The organism is Gardnerella sp. c11Ua_71 (assembly GCF_055818025.1).
This window is the reverse complement of the sequence record NZ_JARFVR010000005.1, coordinates 101,726-121,512: the sequence shown is the minus strand read 5'-3', so window position 1 is coordinate 121,512 and position 19,787 is coordinate 101,726. Positions and strand designations below refer to the sequence as shown.

13 protein-coding genes are annotated in these 19,787 nt (G+C 40.8%); 1 reads left to right on the top strand and 12 read right to left on the bottom strand.

Annotated elements, in window-relative coordinates; all coding sequences use genetic code 11:
• Positions 1–3 precede the first annotated feature (3 nt).
• Positions 4–2,955, top strand: a complete 2,952-nt coding sequence (locus P0106_RS05320) for an InlB B-repeat-containing protein (protein WP_473730536.1) — start codon at positions 4–6, stop codon at positions 2,953–2,955.
• A 152-nt stretch (positions 2,956–3,107) separates the two neighbouring features.
• Here the strand turns inward: P0106_RS05320 and P0106_RS05315 are convergent, their stop codons facing one another.
• The 12 genes from P0106_RS05315 to P0106_RS05260 form a co-directional block, all read right to left on the bottom strand.
• Entirely contained in the window at positions 3,108–3,731 is a 624-nt protein-coding gene (locus P0106_RS05315) for an FMN-binding protein (protein WP_004114241.1), read from the bottom strand.
• A 55-nt stretch (positions 3,732–3,786) separates the two neighbouring features.
• A complete protein-coding gene (locus P0106_RS05310; RefSeq protein ID WP_004114240.1) occupies positions 3,787–4,632 on the bottom strand; it encodes an ABC transporter ATP-binding protein in 846 nt (281 codons plus the stop codon).
• Positions 4,633–4,685: 53 nt separating this feature from the next.
• Positions 4,686–5,975: an ABC transporter permease gene (locus P0106_RS05305; RefSeq protein WP_473730535.1), complete on the bottom strand. Its 1,290-nt coding sequence runs from the start codon at positions 5,973–5,975 to the stop codon at positions 4,686–4,688.
• Positions 5,965–7,335, bottom strand: a complete 1,371-nt coding sequence (locus tag P0106_RS05300) for an ABC transporter permease (protein WP_473730534.1) — start codon at positions 7,333–7,335, stop codon at positions 5,965–5,967. The genes P0106_RS05305 and P0106_RS05300 overlap by 11 nt, the downstream gene beginning before the upstream one ends.
• Before the next feature lie 12 nt (positions 7,336–7,347).
• On the bottom strand, positions 7,348–8,619 hold the full coding sequence (locus tag P0106_RS05295) for a Fe-S-containing protein (protein ID WP_473730533.1): 1,272 nt from the start codon (positions 8,617–8,619) through the stop codon (positions 7,348–7,350).
• A 114-nt stretch (positions 8,620–8,733) separates the two neighbouring features.
• The gene (locus P0106_RS05290) at positions 8,734–9,366 is read right to left on the bottom strand and encodes an iron transporter (RefSeq protein ID WP_048730737.1); all 633 of its coding nucleotides are present in this window, start codon (positions 9,364–9,366) and stop codon (positions 8,734–8,736) included.
• 72 nt (positions 9,367–9,438) lie between these two features.
• Positions 9,439–11,175, bottom strand: a complete 1,737-nt coding sequence (locus P0106_RS05285) for an FTR1 family iron permease (protein ID WP_116772989.1) — start codon at positions 11,173–11,175, stop codon at positions 9,439–9,441.
• A 246-nt stretch (positions 11,176–11,421) separates the two neighbouring features.
• Positions 11,422–14,709, bottom strand: a complete 3,288-nt coding sequence (locus tag P0106_RS05280) for a type I restriction endonuclease subunit R (protein ID WP_473730532.1) — start codon at positions 14,707–14,709, stop codon at positions 11,422–11,424.
• 50 nt (positions 14,710–14,759) lie between these two features.
• The gene (locus P0106_RS05275; RefSeq protein ID WP_288231000.1) at positions 14,760–15,713 is read right to left on the bottom strand and encodes an Abi family protein; all 954 of its coding nucleotides are present in this window, start codon (positions 15,711–15,713) and stop codon (positions 14,760–14,762) included.
• Between the two features lie 111 nt (positions 15,714–15,824).
• Positions 15,825–16,994 carry a restriction endonuclease subunit S gene (locus P0106_RS05270; RefSeq protein ID WP_288230998.1) on the bottom strand — a complete coding sequence of 390 codons (1,170 nt, stop codon included), beginning with the start codon at positions 16,992–16,994 and terminating at the stop codon, positions 15,825–15,827.
• Entirely contained in the window at positions 16,991–18,595 is a 1,605-nt protein-coding gene (locus P0106_RS05265; protein WP_473730531.1) for a type I restriction-modification system subunit M, read from the bottom strand. The genes P0106_RS05270 and P0106_RS05265 overlap by 4 nt, the downstream gene beginning before the upstream one ends.
• Positions 18,596–19,017: 422 nt before the next feature.
• Positions 19,018–19,782: an ABC transporter permease gene (locus P0106_RS05260; protein WP_180979808.1), complete on the bottom strand. Its 765-nt coding sequence runs from the start codon at positions 19,780–19,782 to the stop codon at positions 19,018–19,020.
• Positions 19,783–19,787 lie beyond the last annotated feature (5 nt).

The window sequence follows — 19,787 nt, the reverse complement described above, 5'->3', positions numbered from 1 at the left end:
AAAATGACTGCATTTAAGGTAGCTCTTACAGCGGAAAAAGGCTCTCTTATTACAGATGGCACATACACTTTCAAAGATAACGCAGTAGAAGACAGTCACGGAATTTACCTTGCGGGAACAGTAAAAGGCACAAGCAAAGATAAATTAAAAATTACTGCTGATGACAAATGTAATACAGGTTTTTATGCTGATGGTATTACTTTCGAAAATGCTACTATTAACGTTAAATCACAAATTCGCACATGGTTTGACGCATATGATTTAACTTTGAAAAATTCTTCACTTACTGTAGCAGGCTTCGGAATGTCATACTATGTAAACAAATTAAACATGGACAATTCGGAGTTTGTGATTAATAAAATTGGTTGGAGACACTCAACTGGTTTAACAATTCAAGGCGACTCAACTGTTACCAATAATTCACGAATTGTTGCTAATGCAGGATCTACTGCAGGCATTTCCGTTGGAATATCAAACGGAAAATTAACTGTTATCAACTCTACTCTTGAATTTAATAATGGTGGCACTGGCGGCTTAAATGTAAATACCGGAAAAGTAATTCTCACCAATTCTACAATCAAAGGTGATGGAAAAAATAGTGGAGCGCTTTTTGGAGCTCAAAACAGTGGATCTATTGAACTTAAGGGAGACTGCTTAATAGATAGCCCAGCAAATAAAAATGCAGACGGTGGAGCTGGAACAGGAAATAACTATGTTGTGACTGGAGGCTCACACATGGTTACATATGCTCCTGGATATCACAGCAACAAGGGAAGCACTGTTCCTGTAAACGGTGAAGAAAACGGTAACGAAAAGCTAAGTCTCTTTACTCTTGCTGATAGTTCTGTGAATGAGATAAAACCAATTAACAAAAAAGGAAATACCTACATATACTCAGTTAATAAAGCTTCTAAAGATAACGAAAAGCACGTATGGGTTCCAGCAGCAAAAGTGACATTCGAGCTCAATGATACAAAAGCTGAGGATTCTAAAAAAGCTAAAGGAGCTATATTCTCTGACTCTTCAACTAAAGCAAAAGAATCCCTTGCTATACGCGGTTACGCATTAAACTTTGCAAAAACAGTGGCAGGAGGAAGTACTGAAGTACCAGCAAATCCAATTGCTCCTGGATATAAGTTCCTCGGGTGGTTCTGCAAAAACGCTCAGCATAGCGAGCAAAAATTTACTGAAAAAATGATAATTAAAAGCGACACAACAGTGTACGCAAAGTGGGAAAAAGATTCCTCATCTTATGCTGTTCGCTACCATAATTGCGCTCAAGATGATGCAACATACATTGTTAGTGAAACTAGTCCAAAACGCACTAGCAAAGTTCTTTCATTCTACGAAGTTGTTAAAAATAATGCAAAATTTGCCCGAAAGGGAATGGTCTTCAAAGGTTGGACTACCGATAAAAACGGCAAAGGCAAGACTGTAAAAGCAGGTAGCAATATTTCTATATCGCAAAGTGAAAACTTAATTGACTTATATGCAAATTGGGAAGAAAAAGAATTTACAGTAAAATTCTCTGCAAATGGCGGAACTTTCTCCAATAACAGTATATTTAAGACAAATACAAAAGTATTTGAGATTAAAAAAGATAAGCGCGGTGGAGATGTTGCTGTTGTTAAGAAAACAGCAACATTTAGCGAAAACAGGACGCTAATCAATCTTATTAAAAGTTTGGATGATAATGTCAATATAGACACACCTGGCATTAGTGGCAAAGCAGATTCTGATTCAGACACAACTTATACAAATCTAGCCACGCGCAAATACTACACGCTTAAGAATAAAGATGAATCGTACAGTATATTCGGAATTACGATTGGAAGTTACTACTATTGGTTCAAAGACAAGAATGGAACTGAAAAAGCTAGTATTGATAACAATTTACGAGTGAACGACGATCTTACCTTCTACCTTAAGTGGGAGATTAATCCAAATGTTAAACAGATACAACAGGAGGATATTAATCTTCCTGCAGATTTATTAACTGGCGAGAACACAGCAACTACAGCGTATAAAGTTACTCCAGGACAAACTATTGATTTCACTGGCACAATCACAGCTTCAGTAGTAAAAGACCAAATGAAGACGATAGAAAAGAAATTTAACACAGTAAATGCGAAAGATTATGACAAAATTACTCTCGAAGATATGACATCTTCGTTCATGGCTACATTTACTATCCCAGACGGTTTAACGCTGCCTGAAAATATCACAAAAAATACACTTAAGCTCGATGGGTTCTCAGATACTTTTGCTATCCAGGATGTGCAAGTTAAAGACAAGACTGTAACAGTTACTATTAATTTGAAATCTGGCATTACAACGTATGCAGCATTGCAGACAGCAGTACAAACAAATCTTGGCGACGCAATGAAAATCACTATTCCGGGAATAAAGATAAATCAAGATTTCTCCGGAAAAGCTACAATCGTTGGAACAGTATCTGGCTCATTCCACGCAGCTGCAACATTTAATGGAACAACGAAATTATTTGACTTTACTTGGAACGGCTCACAAACAAACGATGGTAAGAACTCTGACGCAGCAGCAGGCGCTAATGATATTTCTCTCACCGTAGAATATGATCCACAAACTCCTCCGACACCTCCAACGCCACCTACACCGCCTACTCCTGTTCCTGAACCTACGCCTGTTCCTGAACCTACGCCTGTTCCTGAACCTACGCCTGTTCCTGAACCAACACCAAAACAAACACCAGAAAAAACACCATGGCCAAAATATAAGCCGACTCCAGAAAAAACACCAAACATTACGCCACTACCAAAAGAAAATCCAAATAATAAAATCGTAGAAAAACGCAAAAATGATAATAACCAACTTCCAAAAACAGGAAGCGCAATATCACTAACCGCTTTTTCTACAATTTTAACGTTTGGACTTGCTGAAATCATAGCAAAAATTAAAGCACATAAAAATAAATAAACAATAATTTCATAAGAAAAAAACAAACAAAATAGGGGTTAGTATTGTAAACAACTGCACTACTAACCCCTATTAATTACACGCAAATATTCAACAATATAATCACGATTATTATAGTCACGATTATATTAATAAAGTAAGGTAGTTCAAGATTATTTTGCGGATTGAATTGAAGCCTCTTGGCGAGCAACGTCAAGCGCTTTGTTGAAGGCATCACTAGTCCAACTTGCTCCAGCAACAACCGAAATATGCAAATCTTTTAACGGTTTTCCAACGATTTTTCCTGGAATAGCCTCACTGAAAGCGCTCATGTGTTTTTTGGAGATTGGCGTAAACGGATGAGACGTTATTTGCACACTGCTAATATTTCCATTTGCAACGCTTAAATTCACGTCAATGCTATCTTCTGCAACTGGCCCATACTTAGCTTTGATTTTGTAATCGCCATCTTTGTAATTGCCAGTGTCTGTTTTAGGCGAATTTTGCTGATTTTGCTGATTTTGCGAATCCTCACTTTGCGCGGAAGCGTGCGATTGTTGAGCACCAGAATCGTAAGATTTCGAAGCATTGCCACTATCGTTTTCGCTTTGACCAGAGTTTCCTGCAAACTCATCATTCATTGGAACGGCACTCGGCTCGCCGCAAGATGCAAGAAACGCACTTGAGCTAGCCAAAACCGCAATCGCAGCAACCGTTTTTGCAATTTTTTTAGACTTCAAATCATCACGCAAATTAGTGCAGCGTGAAACATTGTGAAACATATTGTCTAAAATCATAAATCATCGCCTTTAAATCTTAAATTAAAACTATGCGCAACTAATCATTTAAAAACTAATCATCTAAATTCGCTAATTTAGGTGACTTAGTAGGCTCATGATTTTGCAAAGCTTCCGCAACGCTTTCATCAACATGTGCACTCGTAAACGCAGGCTTGCCACCAATCGCCTCGTACGCTTTGCGCGCAACCTCATTATTCCAACGTTCACCAACAAGCACACCGTGGTTGAGCATAATTTCACGATCCGCGCATTGAGCAACCAAAGAATCGTGCGTTACAACAATAATCGTAGTTCCCTGGGAATGAAGCTGCTTAAACAAGTCGAGTACAATCTGCTCATTCTTTTCGTCCAAATTACCAGTCGGCTCATCCGCAAGAAGCAACTTCGGGCAGTTAATAAGAGCACGCGCAACGCAAACGCGCTGCTGCTCACCGCCAGAAAGCTGGCTTGGTAAATGATGTGCTCTGTCCTTTAATCCCACGCGTTCCAAGGCTTCCATTGCTTGCGATTCATCTACAACTGAATGATAATATTGCGCAACCATCACATTTTCTACAGCTGTTAAATGTGGCACAAGATAAAACTTTTGAAACACAAGACCGATTACGTTTTTGCGAACGTCTGCAAGCTGGCCCGCGTTCAAATCCTCGAGTTTGCGGCCTTGCAAAGCAACGGAGCCTTTAGACGGCGAATCCATGCACCCAATAATGTTCATTAGCGTAGTTTTGCCAGAGCCGCTCGAGCCAACAATCGAAAGCCACTCGCCTTGCGGCACAGTAAGCGACAAATCGTCAACAGCGCGAAGAGAGCCGTATATCTTGGAAACATGGTCCAAAGTCAACAGCATTTCTGGCTCAGCTTTTGTGCTCTCCAGCTTAGTTTCTTTATTCTCTGTCATATTAAATCCTTAACTAAAATCCTTAACTAAACACTCTAAAATCACTATAAAAGCTATTCTTCTCGAAGCACAATCGCAGGGTCTATTTTTGAAGCGCGCAAAACAGGCGGCAACGCAGCAACGCAAGACGCTGCAACGCTAAACACAATAGAAAACACAACCAGCCACCAATTTACGCTCAAATCTCGCGCAAACACCATTGACGCAAGCAATCGCGCAAATCCATACCCCACTGCTGTACCAGCGATTCCGCCAATAAAACCATAAAGCCCAGATTCTGCAGTGAACTCAATGCCAATGCTTTTAGCGCTCGCACCCAAAGCTTTGCGCAAGCCAATCTCATTTCGGCGCTGCTGCACAATCGAAGAAATCGTAGTGCTTACGCCAACCATCATCAACGCAAGAACAACCAGCGAAACAATCCAAAATAGGCTGCGAAGCATAGCAATAATGCCAGTATCTGCCGCCGTAACTTTAGTAACTTGTTGCGCACGAACACGCATAGAAGTCATATCGTTAATGCTGCGCACAACAGCATCTACGTTCGGCGCAGAAGACGAGTAAGCAATCACGTCCGCACCGCGCTTAACGCCTGTAAGCGCACGCAAATCCGCGTTAGTTGCGTAAAGCATGGAATCTTCGGCATCTCCCGTATCTAAAATGCCGCAAACGCGGAAAGTTGTGCCGTGAGTATCCATAATATCTGTGGAAACTCTGCCTTCAACAAGCTTATTTTGAGAAGATTTATCTGTTTGATTATCTGTTTGATTGCCTGCTTGATTACCTTGCGATTTTTGCGCAAGGCTATCCGAATCCGAGGAATTATCGCCAGCGCGATACGCGATTGCAATGCGCGAACCAATCTTCAATCCCATAGCCGAAGCAACATCTCGCCCAACCATAACGTTGCCACTGCTAGGCCAAGCGCCGTCCACGTTCCAATGCTTATTAAGCGACTTAACAGCGGAGACATCCACTCCAGCAAGCACGTACGGAGCCGCATTAATGCGCACATTTTCGTAACGGTAGGTAGCAGATCGCATAGCACCTTTTGCAAGAACCATGTCGTTAGTGTGCAAAACCATTGCGCGATCAATGCCATTTTTCCACTCGCCTGCAAGCGGCGTCACAATAATATTCGCTCCGTATGCGCGCATTTCGTTACTCATTTGTTGAGGAACAACAATGCAGATTGCAGCCAAGCAAAATAGCGTAGCGGCACCAACAAGAGTGGCAACTACTGCCATAAGCGCACGCGACTTTCGGCGAAAAACCGCGCCAAAAAGCATAGTCGCAAACATTGCGCTATTAGAAGTCATACCCGAACCAGATTTAACGCCCATGAAGCACCTCCGCAGGACGCACATGCAAAATAGAGCGAATAGAAGAGCCAGCAGCAGCAAGAACAGTAATCGCAAGAAGCACAAACACCAGCACAAATACCATTGGTCGAAGCGAAATCGCAGAACCAAACACGCTAAATCCAATCACTTGCGCAACGCCAAAGCCTGCAATCATGCCAATAAGCGCACCAGCGCACGCAATAACCGCTGTTTCCATAAGCATTAGCCGCGCAACAGCGCCATCGCGCGCACCCAGCGCCTTGAGCAGCGCAAGCTCCCCAGAGCGCTCAGAAATCGCAGCTGCCATAAGATTCGCAACCGCAACAGCCGCCGCAACCAAGCTAAGCGCCGTCATAAGCACCATCACAGCGCGCGTCTTGTTAAGCACGCTGCCTTGCATAGCAGAAACTTGCCGCACTTGCTTTGCAACAGCTCCTGGAATCACTTCTTCAATTTGGTAAGTAATCGAGCTTGGGTAGGCTGTGCAATACCACGTCTCCCACTCTTCTTGGCTAAGAGCCGCTGGATTCTTCGCCGCTTTACGCGCTAAATCGTTTTCTGGCGTAGTCAATGCTTTAACTTCAATCGCCTCAACCATATTTGGCTTATTTGAAAGGCGTTGTGCCTGGCTGGAATCCGCGTAAATCGCGTTATTGTCGCTATCTCCAGAATCGTAGATACCAACAATTTTAAGTGAGATTTGCCTGCTAGAACGATCTAGTTTTATTCGCTGACCAACTTTTAGATTATGACTTTTAGCAAGATTTGTGCCAACAGCAGCCTCGTGCTTAAAATCGCGCGGGAATCTGCCTTCAAGCATCTTCCACCAAGACTGCATTCCTTGTACACCAACAACTGTTGTTTCTCCAGAAGCGAGCGCAAGCTTGCGATTAAACCACGTGCCAACAATTGGGACTACTGAATTAGCAGAATTAGCAGATTCGGCAGAAGAATTTGCTTTAAGATTTGCATAAATCGTTAGTTTTGGCGCAAAATTCGTTATGTTAAACGCCCAAAAAATCATTTTGATTTTTGCAGCATCCGATTCCTTCAAAAAAGCGGTAGATTCTTGACTTTCAGCATCCGCCAAAGTTTGAGAAGTTCGAGAAGTTTGCGAATTACTATAGTTCGACTTTGTGCGAGACGCATACAAGTCGTTCACAACAGCATTCGACTTAGGCTGAACAATAATATTGGATCCGTAAGAGCTAAGCTCCGCGTTAATTTTGTCTCCAACATCGTAAACAACACTAAGCATTGCAACGCTTACACACGCACTCAAGCACACAACAATCGCTATAAGAACTCGCTTTTTAATCTGCCTTGCAAGAGATCGCGCAACCATTCGAATCATAAACATTTGCAAGCGCTCCTACTTAAAGTGCGAGCTAAGCACGTCTAAATCGGCTGTGTGAATGGTAATTTTTCCGCCACCAGCCTTGTATGGGAATGGAATCGGGTTGCATCCGCCCTTAAAACCAATAGTCGCCAAATTTATTGCAACATCGCATTTTCGGCATATTATCTTGCCGTCTTTTTCGTAGTAGCCTGCGTCTCCGCAATTTTCGCAAGCATCCAAGCCCACTCCATACGCTCCACCATTTTTCTTGATGATTATAAAGCGCATAACAGTGCCATCTTTAGCTTTGTATTGGAATCTATGCAAGTGACCATCGCTAATTTGCACAAAGTTGATTGTTGCTACGCCATCATGCAACTCGTACGGTTCTGGCGGCGTAAGCGTTGGCTTAATATTCATAAGAGACACACCAGCAGTAAGCGTAAGTATTACTACGATTGCAGCCATTAGCGCCGCAAGCGCAGACCTTCTAGACTTGCGCTTAAACGCTCGCTTTGCGCGGATTTGTGCAGAATTTTCTCCAACTACAGGCGTCTTAAAACCAATTACAAGAGAGGCGAATGCAGGAATCAAAAACACGCAAATTTGCGCCATAATCATAAGCGGAGCGTTGTTTATAAGCCAAACAAGAATGCTAAACGAAAAATCGTCTATATACAGCAAAATACTTCCTTGCATAATTTGCAGCAGGGATGTTAAATGCTGAATTAGTAAGATTATTATGCTTAGAATAATTGCGATTCTAAAGGCGCCAATACTCGCGGTTGCGCGCAAAGATCGCACCATAAGACTTATGCAAATCGCAGCAGCCGCGCCAAGAATAAATCCTAGCGCGCGAAGAAGCATATCGGAAGTAAACGGAGGTGTGCTGGAGTCAACGAAAATCGTAAGCTGCAAAATCACGTCTGGGAGCGCGTAAAACACTGTAAACGCTAGGCAAAGCGCGCCAATTGCATTACTTATGTGCAAGGGCAGCGGATTTTTGCGCCATTTTGCAACCGTTTTGCCAGATGCGCCAACACAAGCGATTGTGGCAACGTCTAGCGGAACAGCAATGCAGAGCGCTGGAAGATTCACAAAATTGCGCTGATTAATCACCACGCTTGCGCGCAAAAATGCAAAAACAAGCGCCGCAACTGTTCCAAAAATCAAGCCAAAAAGTCGCCAGCGAGAGCTGATTGGCTTATCTCGCTCCTCGCCAACGCTTAGCGTGGCGCTTAATCCCATTGTAAGCAGCGCAAGAGGGAGCAGCCCTGGAAGTACTGTAACGAACAGCCTGAGCATGTCTCCCTCCTTTTCTGTTTATGTGATTATTTGTTATTTATTTATGCATTATGCATTATTTATTTGTTGTTTTTATTTGTAAAAACTACCACTGGAAAAAACACCACTGCAAAACTACCACTGACGTGGAGTGTACTTCCAATCGTCGAATGTAGCGGTAATTGGCTCAGTCCAGAATCGGCCAGTCACACCCGTAGCAGGATCTACGTGAAGCATCCAACCCTTCTTTTCTGGCGATTCAACAGAAAGCACTAACTTGTAGTTTCCAGCCTTATCGAGCTTAACATTTGCGCCGTAGTGAGGACCGTCGGAAGCGTTCATTTGCATAAACGTTCCCTTTACAACAGCTTCACCGCTCGCCTTATCAATAATTTGATAATTCACAGTCAAATCTGGAATAAACTCGCCCTTGCCGTAGCCAAGCTTTGTACCTTCCTTGTTTGCGTGAATATCTGCCTCAAGATGGAAGCTTGCCTCGCTTGCCTTTAAGCCCATGCCTGCTGGGACCATGTCAACTGGCTGGAAGTACACGGCGCCAATCGTAAGTGGGCCAATGTTCTGGTCTTGGTTAGGTCCAACTGGAACCTCTTCAAAGCCTTTGTCTCCGCCCTTATCGTCGGCCTTCTGCTCAGATGCTTGTGGCTTTGCAGCAGATTTTGCCGCGTTTCCGTTTGCACCGCAACCAGTGAGTGTTAGCATTCCTGCCAGCACTAAGGCTGCAATTGCCATCATCTTTTTGTTCTTCATATCTAACCTTTTCTGTTAGTTAATTATCTGTTTATTATTGCTTGATTTTTAGTTTTGATTTTTAGTTTTGACTTATCCGCGAACGGTTGCTTGCGACTTGTGTGTGCGCAAAATAGACACGCATAACAGTGCAATAACCACGATTGCAGCTACGACTTGCGCCGAAATCGTTTCAACGTACGGATAGAATCCAAGCCAATCGTTAGTTGGCAAGCCTTGAATATAAACTCCAGCGAGCGCATCACCCTCTATGAGCGCATGCACGCCTCCACCAGCAAAAATCACCACTAAAATGCACATAAGCGCGCTGGTTCCTGTAAAGAATGGACGAATTGGTATGCGAACGGATGCAAAGCGAATCAGCAGGAAGATTACAACCAAAACAGCGGCTGCGGATACAAACCCGCCCCAGATCATGGAGTCTGCTCCACTTGATACAGCAAAAATCGCTTGATAGAAGATTACAGTTTCTGCACCTTCGCGAAACACTGCTAAGAAGCTTAGCAGCGCTAGAGAAATCAGGCTTCCTTTAGAAACTGCTGCTGTCGTTTGGTTGCGAATATACTCGTTCCAAGCTTGCACAGAAGATCTTGAAATCATCCAATTGCTTGTGTACAGCAGCATAAGCATTGCAAACAGGGCTACAACGCCTTCCGTAATCTCTTGCTGCGGACCAGAACCGTTAAATAACAATCCAAAAAGCGCAGCAACAATAAGCGAAGCTATGATTCCTGCAACAAGCCCCATGTAAATGTACTTAACCATGCTCTTGTGCCCAGATTTAATAAGATACGCGATTATTGCAGCCACAACCAGCAGCGCTTCCAACCCTTCGCGCAACAAGATTATAAAAGCCTGCCCAAAGGAGCTTGTTATAAATTGCATAAACGGGTTGGCGTTAGATGCCGCTCCGCCGTCTAGTTTTGCTGCATCTTCAATAAGCATTGACTTAAGATCTGTCACGAACTTTTTTGTTTGCGCAAACGATTTGCCATCGTTCATAGCCTGCCTGCACTCTTTGAACTGGTATTCAACAGTGCTTACTCGGCTGCCGCTTATTGCGTTCATCACGTTCTTCTCAAAACCGAGCTTTTCGTAATATTGGTAGTAGGCTTCGTTTACTAAATCAACAGCTTTGGCAACTTCTTGCTTATTTCCTTTTGCCGCTTTGTACGTTGATGCAGATTTATCTAGTATAACGTTCATTTCTCGCGCTACTTGGCTCCAAGTTCTGCCATTTCGCCCAAGATTTTTCTTTTTTGCTGCATCGAGCTTTTTACGCTCTTTTGCGATTTGCGCGCGCAACTTGGCTGCGTAAACATTCGGCTTATCTAGCTGCGTGTTTGCATCGAGTTGAGAAGCGGTTTGCGCAATATCTCTTTCCAGAGTAGATGCCACTTCACTAATCTGTGCGCTTTGATTTTGTTGATATACCAAAGTTTGCAGTTGCTGGAACTGGTCACTTTGCGACTGCACCTTATCTTGCCCAATTGTGTCTCTAACAACGGTTATGAAGTTTGATGCTACGTATACCGAATTGTATGCAGCTTGGAATCTGGTTGCAGCTCCTGCCATGTTTGCACTATTGTATTCGTTTTTACCTTGTTCTATTTGGCTTGTAACTGCTGAAGAAACTTCTGACCAACTGTTATAGGTTTTGTCAGCGTCAGTTGCGTAGGCTATTGTTGGCTCTCCAACTAATCCTACTAATCCGACTACTCCCATTGCACAACTTATTAAAATGCATATTGACAACAAAAATGCCGATGCGCTCGCAACTTTTTGGCGCGCTTTTGCACACGCGTGCATAATGTCTCCATATCTCCTTTGGCTCTATCCCCCCATTGAGCGCACACAATTTTTCTATTTTCGTTTAGTTTTAATCGTTCAAATTTTTTGGCGGCTTTTGCACGATTTGTATTTCCGTTTTTATTCTGTTTAAAGTCGCTTCGCAAGTAACCCCATGAACATAATATCAATATATCAAGTAGATTGATATAGTTAGACGCAAAAAACACGCAAATATTACAAAAATGATATTGATAATGATAATTATCAATCTTTTTGCGAATCGTATTGAGAAAAGCCAATAAGCCCAACAAACTCATTAAACATGTTTCTCATACTTTCTACAATGCGACTTTTCTTTTCAGCGCGCGCAATCGCCGCAGCGCCAAATCTGCTCATTCTAGGCATTAAATCATTAATGTCTGTACCAAGCTCACTTACTTCGCCAGCGCTAAAAGATTTCTCCATAAACTTGCGAGTCAAAGCATCGTTTAATCCTTCACTTTGCACAAGTTGCGCCAAATCATGATTATACTTTTTCTCAACATACTCGCTCCAGCAATCAACAATACTCAACTTGTTGCCGTTAGAATCGTAAATAGTAATGTTACCTTCAGAATCTACAAGCTTCCCAAGCTCCTTCTCGTTAAGCTGCGCAATAAACCCTTCAATAAGCTTCTTTTTACTACGCAACTGCGGGCTAGAGTCAACTGCCACCCTAATAGAAGCAAGAACATTTTTATCCTTACAATGCTTGCTATGGTAATGTTCTACTAACATCAAAATGTAGTCAATATTTACTTCTACTTGGCGCACAAGCTCCATCTCAAACACAACATCGTCCGTAATGTTTGCAATATCGCCTTTTTGCTCTTTGCGCTTCCACTCTTCATGCAAATCCTGGTAATGCCCCAAGTAATCTTGCATATCGCGCTCTTTGATTATCTCGTTGCCTTCAAATTGATCGAAAGCTTTCAGCATGTTACGCAAGCGCAGAATATTACCAAAAAGCGATATAAACTTTTTCTGATTCTCTTCTCCAACAATGTTGAAGCCTTGCAGCGGATACTTTTCCATAAGTTCATTTACTAAATCGCTGTATCCGCAACGCTCAATTCCTTTAGCGTCAACGTAACCGTTGTAAATCTGCTCGAACGTAGGGCAAAGCACAATACCTTGCGCATCTTTATCTCCAAAAAGACTTACCGCTTCGTCAACTCTATAACTCAAATCCCTAAAGCACACAATGTTTCCGAATGTTTTAACGGAATTTAAGATTCGATTTGTGCGCGAAAACGCTTGGATAAGCCCATGCATGCGAAGATTTTTATCTACCCAAAGCGTGTTCAAAGTTGTTGCATCAAAACCAGTTAGAAACATGTTGACTACAATCAAAACGTCAATTTCCTTATTTTTCATGCGAATTGAAACGTCTTTGTAATAGTTTTGGAATTTGTTATTTGACGCATCATACGCAGTATTAAACATTTCGTTATAGTCTTTTATTGCGCTTTCCAAGAATTCTTGCGAATTTGCGTCTAGCTTTGCAGTACTTTCGGAATTTTCTTCTCCAAGAGAACCCATGCCGTTGGCGTACGCCGAAGAATCTGACTCGCCCTCGTTTACTGCATAGCTGAAAATAGTTGCTACTTTTAAGCGTTCGCTTGGAGGCAGATTTTGCTGCTGCTTTTTGAACTCGTTGTAATACGCTTTTGCAAGAGGAATGTCTGCAACAGCAAAGATTGAATTAAAGCCGTTTACGTCAACTGATTCAGAAGATTTTTTAGTCTCTAAAGTATTATGCTTATCTGCAGCAAGTTCTTTAACGTTAATAATGCGCTTGTACTTGTAAGTTTTCTCGTTGCGATACGTTTTTTGAGTAAAATGTTCAATAATATATTGAACAACATTATGCACGCGATCTTTGTGCTTAATTACCTCAGGGCGATTAATATCTTTAACCAATTCGTCGGTTGCTTTTTCCAGCTCGCTAGACGTTTTTACAGTAGCAACGTATTCCACGCGGAATGGCAACACATTTTTATCGTTAATCGCGTTAATGATTGTGTACGTGTGCAAGCACGGTCCAAAGGTTTGCTCGGTTGTAGAAATATGCGCAGCGTCGGATCCAGCAGCGTTCGCTTCAAAAATTGGCGTGCCAGTAAACCCAAAAAGCAGAGCATTTTTAAAGTGTTTTACAATATCTGCATGCATGCCTCCAAACTGGCTTCTGTGGCATTCGTCAAAAATAAACACTATGCGCTTTTTGTAAATTTCATGACTTGGGTTGTTGTTTATAAACCTACTAAGCTTTTGAATAGTGGTTATAATAAGCCTGCATTCTTCCGTATTGTCTTCTAGCTGTTTTGTAAGCACAGCTGTTGAAGTGTTACTATTTGCGGCTCCTTTTTCAAACCTGTCATATTCTCTCATTGTTTGATAGTCAAGATCTTTACGATCTACAACAAACAAAACTTTGTCAACAAGATTATTGCCTTCTGCGTCTTTCAAAGCTTTTACTAACTGCGATGTTTTGAAGCTAGTTAGCGTTTTACCAGATCCAGTAGTATGCCAAATATATCCGCCCTTTTGACGCTCTGCTGCCGGCATTTTGCTTGCATTAGCAAACATGTATTTTACGCGATTCACTATGTTTTCTGCTGCAGTAATCTGGTATGGTCGCATTACCATCAAGCAGTCTTCTGCATTAAAAACGCAATATTTTGTAAGAATGTTAAGAATTACGTGCTTTGCAAAGAAGGTTTTAGCAAAATCGCATAAGTCGGAGATTATAGTGTTTTGAGCATCGGACCAATAGTTTGTAAATTCAAAACTGTTACTTGTTGTTGTTTTACTAGATCCTTTACTTTTCTGCTCATTGTAAGCATTATTGCGCGTTGAGTTAGAGTAATACTTCGTTTCAGTGCCGTTTGAGATTACGAAAATTTGCACGTATCCAAATAGCCCATTCCCAGCCCAAAATGAGTCACGAGCATAACGGTTAATTTGATTGAACGCTTCTCGAATAGGCACACCTCTGCGCTTTAGCTCAATATGAACCATTGGCAAGCCGTTTACCAGAACAGTCACATCGTAACGATTGCTACGCGCAGGGCCATTTGCATCATTATCGTTTGCATCAACAGCATACTGATTGATTACTTGCACAATATTCTTGTGAATATTTTCTTTGTCAATAATAGTAATGTTCTTATCTATGCCGTCATCTTTTTTGAGTATTTTAACGTTATCTCGCTGAATAGTATCTGTTTTCTTAACTATATCGTCAGTGCTGTTTGCAATATTTTCTTTGAAAAATCTTTCCCACTCGCCATCTGAAAAATGATAGTCGTTGAGCTTTTCGATTTGCACGCGAAGATTTGCTATAAGATCTTTATCGTTGTGAATATGAGCATACTCGTAACCTTGGGATTGCAAAATGTTAATAAACTCTTCTTCGAGTTGTGCTTCGCTTTGATAGCTGCCGTCGTTGCGCGCACTCGGCGTAAACATAGACATTACAGTGCTATCTTGATTCTCTAACACGATTTTCATTCTGCTTCCTTCTTACTAGCATAACGAATTGTATATTCTACAAATTTAAATTATCTCCAATGCAAATGGTTAAATATTCCATTTTTATATTCTTCATTTTTATTCAGAAATTCTTTTATTTCGTTCTCATAATTATGATTGTTTTCTATTTTTGATACTAAATACATTAAATTTACTAATGCTGCAGCAATAGATTTATCTGTATAGCCGTTTAATAAAGAAGAATTTTTAACATCACGAATTGAAGGAGTTGATATTACAGTTTCCTTATACCATAACCTACAATGATGAGAACACAAATTACGCAAGTACACTATTGAATGGATTGATTCAGAAGATTTACGAATTTCTGTTTTTAACCCCATTGAATCAAAAAGTTTTCGCAACACATCAGTATCTTTATACAAAGAAATCATTCGTGAAATAGTATCAAATGGAAAAGCTTCAACGGCAGCCCATATTGGTATAGGTTGTTTCTTACTCTTATAATGTTTTATACAAACTTCATTAGATTTTTTCAGCCATTTGTTCATATTAGATAAAAGATTCTTTATGCTTATATTAGACTTTTTAATATATGAATCTGAATTGAGGTATGTATATGCTCCTCCAGAGCTTGCAACGTGATATGCAAATCTAGATCTTAATGTTAACTCTACTTGTGCTGTACCTTTAAGGATAATTGTTCGCAATTCTTCATCCATTTTGTACGGCACAAGAAAATCAACATCTTTGCTGCCTGGCTTAAACTGATTATTGCCAGAAGAAGGATCGACTTGAAACACTCGAAAATACCCAGATAATCTATAGTAGTTGCAGTTATATAGCATACTTTTTAAATTATTTTCATCTGTAACTACTAATTCTCGAGTTTTCATGAGTTGAATCATATCGTCAATAGATTTTGGAGGCTTTGAATCAGCTGAAAAACAAGAAGAACCCCCAGGTTTGAGCACTGTTAGTAGGCTTAGGGGGCTGCTGTTATCAGCAAGTCTATCAGACATTTTTTACCTCCTCAATCTCTTCGGCGAGTCTCACTAGAAATGTAATTTATGTAAATTGTAATACTAAATACGCTTTTATAGTTTACTTTACATAAATTGTGCATAACTACATTACGCACGCTTGAAGGTTAGGAGTTGATCGCGGTAGTACTCGTATTGCTTGCGTCTAGCTTCGATTTCTGCAGGCAAGCCTTGAGTTAAATCATTGCACAACGCGTCAAAGCGATCCAGAATTTGTACGATTTGATTCTGTACTTCGAGAGGCGGAACGGGGATTTCAAAATCTTCTGTTACATGTAAAGAAATTTGCGGCAACGATCCCATTCCTGAAGCTGCATCACGAAAATATTGAATATTGTTTTTTAATAAGTAATACAAGAATTTTACGCCAATAGAACTATCTGAAGTATAAGCCCACATCTCATTTTTAAAAGTAAACGGCTTATCATAATAAACAACATCAATAACACCACGAGACTGCACTAAAACTGCTGGAACTCTCGTAATATTCGCTTTAGGTATGTCTGATTCATGAGCATTAATAACAGTTTTACCGCCAGCAAATATCCTAACTTCACCATCTTCAGAAGCTATTTTTTTCATCTTACTTGCAGTAATCGGTGTACCTTTAATACGAAGATATACATCCTTAATCTTCTTATACTCCACACCGTTTGGGCAGTAGCGTGATATAAGCGAGTGTAGGGGATTATTATCGTCAAACGTGAGTAAGGTATCTCGATAGTATTCGTATTGCTTTTTACGAGCTGTAAGCTCTGCTGTAAGCTCTGCTGTAAGCTCTGTAAACGTATCTAAAATCCGCACAATCTCCGCCTGTACGTCAAGCGGCGGCACTGGAATTTCAAAATTAGAATATGTACTAATCCAAAGACGTTTGTGTTCCGAAGAAGAAAATCCAAGAAGTGACATCCAATGGTATAAATATCGTATTAACACATTAGACTTCGTTGTAATCATTTTCATAGCAGATGATTTAACTTTAAATGGAAAATCAACCCATTGAATTGCGCCAGTAAAATCATCAAAAATAATTACAGGATTATCTTTTGACGCTAAATAAATATCATCTAATTCATCTGTATATCCAAGTATGAAGCTCTGTCCAGCAGTCAATACTGGAGTAGTAAAAGAATCATCATATTTTGTACTTTTTACAATATATTTCGTAGGCTGCTCATAATCTGCAATATCGCCAATTTTCTTATACTCCACACCATTCGGGCAAAGCTTGGCGATTAATTCCTCAAGTTTGCTAGTCATTGAGCCACCTCGATATTATCCGAGTTAACACCGCCAGCTTCAATCTCGCTTACAATCTTCTCAATTTGCTCGCGCAACTCCTGCTCACGAGCGCAAATCGTTTTTAACTGTGCGTTAAGCTCTGTAATATCAATCTTTTCGCGAGTATCTTCTGCTTCAACGTATGTGGAAACGGAAAGATTGTATTTATTGGATTCCACTTCTTCCAAAGACGCAACGTGCGCAATGTGCTCCACATCTTGCCTAGAAGTGTACCACTTAACAATCTGCTCAATGTTCTCATCCGAAAGCTTGTTGCTATTCGTTGACTTTACAAACTCTTTACTTGCGTCAACAAACAATATAGAAGTATCATTCCGCTTGTTTTTACGCAAAACCATAATGCACGTAGCAATCGAAGTACCAAAGAACAAGTTGCTTGGAAGTTGAATCACGCAATCAACAGCATTATGCTCAACTAAATATTGGCGAATCTTTTGCTCGGCTCCGCCTCTATACATAATCCCAGGGAAACAAACAATAGCAGCAGCACCATCTTCCGCCAAATGCGCCAAACAGTGCAACACAAATGCCATATCTGCCTTACTTTTTGGAGCAAGAACTCCAGCTGGAGCAAAACGAGGATCGTTAATCATCAACGGATTAGAATCCCCCTCCCAACTCGTGGAATAAGGAGGATTAGAAACAACCAGCTCAAACTTTTTATTAGCATCAATTTGCGGATTTATAAGAGTATCGCCGCAAGTAATCTCAAACTTGTTAAAATTCACATCATGCAAAAACATGTTCATGCGGCACAAGTTGTAGCTAGTAACATTCTTTTCTTGACCGTAAAAACCGCCATTAATATTTTCAATGCCTAGCACTTTTTTGGCCTTTAAAAGAAGCGAGCCAGAACCGCACGCGGGATCGTACACGCTGGAAATGCTTGATTTTCCAACTGTTCCAAGACGTGTGAGCAGCATTGAGACTTCTGCAGGCGTAAAGTATTCGCCGCCAGACTTGCCAGCGTTAGACGCATACAAGCCCATCAAATATTCGTAAGCATCACCAAAAGCCTCAATCACGTTGTTGTTTACGCTACCAAGCTTCATCTCACTAATCACTTGTAATAACTTAACAAAACGCTTATTTCTGCCTTCAACAGTATCTGCAAGCTTAATATTATTCACATCGTAATCGGAGAATAATCCCTTAAAATCACCAGACGAATCAGTTCCTTGAGACGACGCTTCAATATTGCGGAACACGCGGCTCAACGTTTCGTTTAAATCACTATCTTGAGGAGCACGCTTCAACACATTGCAAAACAGTTCGCTAGGAAGTATAAAGAAACCTTTAGCCGAGATCATTTCGCTGCGAATAGGCTCGGCATCTTCATCGCTTATTTTTGCATAATCAAAATCTGGATCGCCGCCTTCAGATTCATGCTCGTTTTTATTGATATAATCGCATAAATTCTCGGAAATATAGCGATAAAACATTGTGCACAACACGTATGCTTTGAAGTCCCAGCCATCAACAGAACCTCGCAAATCATCTGCAATCTTCCAAATCGTGCGATGCAATTCCGCGCGTTCTTCTTCTTTGCGAGTGTCCATTCTGCTGCTCCCTATTCGTGCAATTCGTGCAAGCGCATGCGCAATATATAAGCTAATTAAATAAGCGTTCTTTAATATTCTACTGTAAACGCGCACAATCAGCAGCAACGCTACCGTATTGCTTGCAACGAGATTTTATCTCGGGAAATAACCCCTTTTGGACTATAACCCCGGAATCGTCTTTGTGTTGGCGTTTGTTGTGCGTGGGGGGGGTGAGTGTTGAGTGTGTTGCTTTCGGTTTTGTTTGCTACTAGGGGCATTCAAAACCGAAAGCTTTTTGTTTTTGTTCTATTTGTTTCCATACTGCGTTTTGAACGTTTTGAACGTTTTACGCGTTTTGTGTATAGCTAAAAACTTATACGCGATTTTGCAAGTCACATCTGCATTTGTTATTTCACTGCATTGTTATTTAGTACCCCTTATTATCTCATCTCTTTTTTGCCAAATTGTGTTATTGCAATCAAAAATACAAACACAGATATTGCAATTGCACATGGCAAAAATGGTATAAGATTAAATCCGTTTCCTAATCCTGTTGATGTAACTGCATGTAGAGAGCGGGAAACCATATATCCGCTGTAACAATAAGGATAAACTACCCAAAGTGGAGTATTTGCTATTAATACGCCAGGAATCACAAGAAGTATATTTAATCCAACGGATAACATTGACTTTTCAAAAAGAACAGTAATCGCCCACATGACTATTACGCTTGGAATCATAGTCAAAAACAGATCTAAACACCATTTTAGTAGATACATAATTGGGAGCGTTTCTGTAACTCCTGTGCTACTGGTTGCAAACAATCCTGCTATAACGAATACAGCAAAAAATACGACCATTTCCATAAGCAAATAAAATAACAGTACGCAAAATTTTGCAGCAGAAATCGCGTATCGACTAACAGGCAGTGCCAGCATTTTTAGTATTCCGTTATTGCTCGTTTCTCGTCCGGCAATCATCACGCAAATAACAATCATACTAAGAGGAAGCAAATAGTATGAATAGACTAATGCGCTTTGAATAAACATAGCAGCCCATGCGTGTGTATATTCTGGAGTGAAGTATCTATGCAGACTTGCTACACCAGATCCAACCACAATTAGCGGTGCAATAAAAATCAAAGGAACAATTTTACTCCGCTTTACTTTCGTAAATTCAATTTTAAGAAGTTCAAAAAATCTCATTTTCA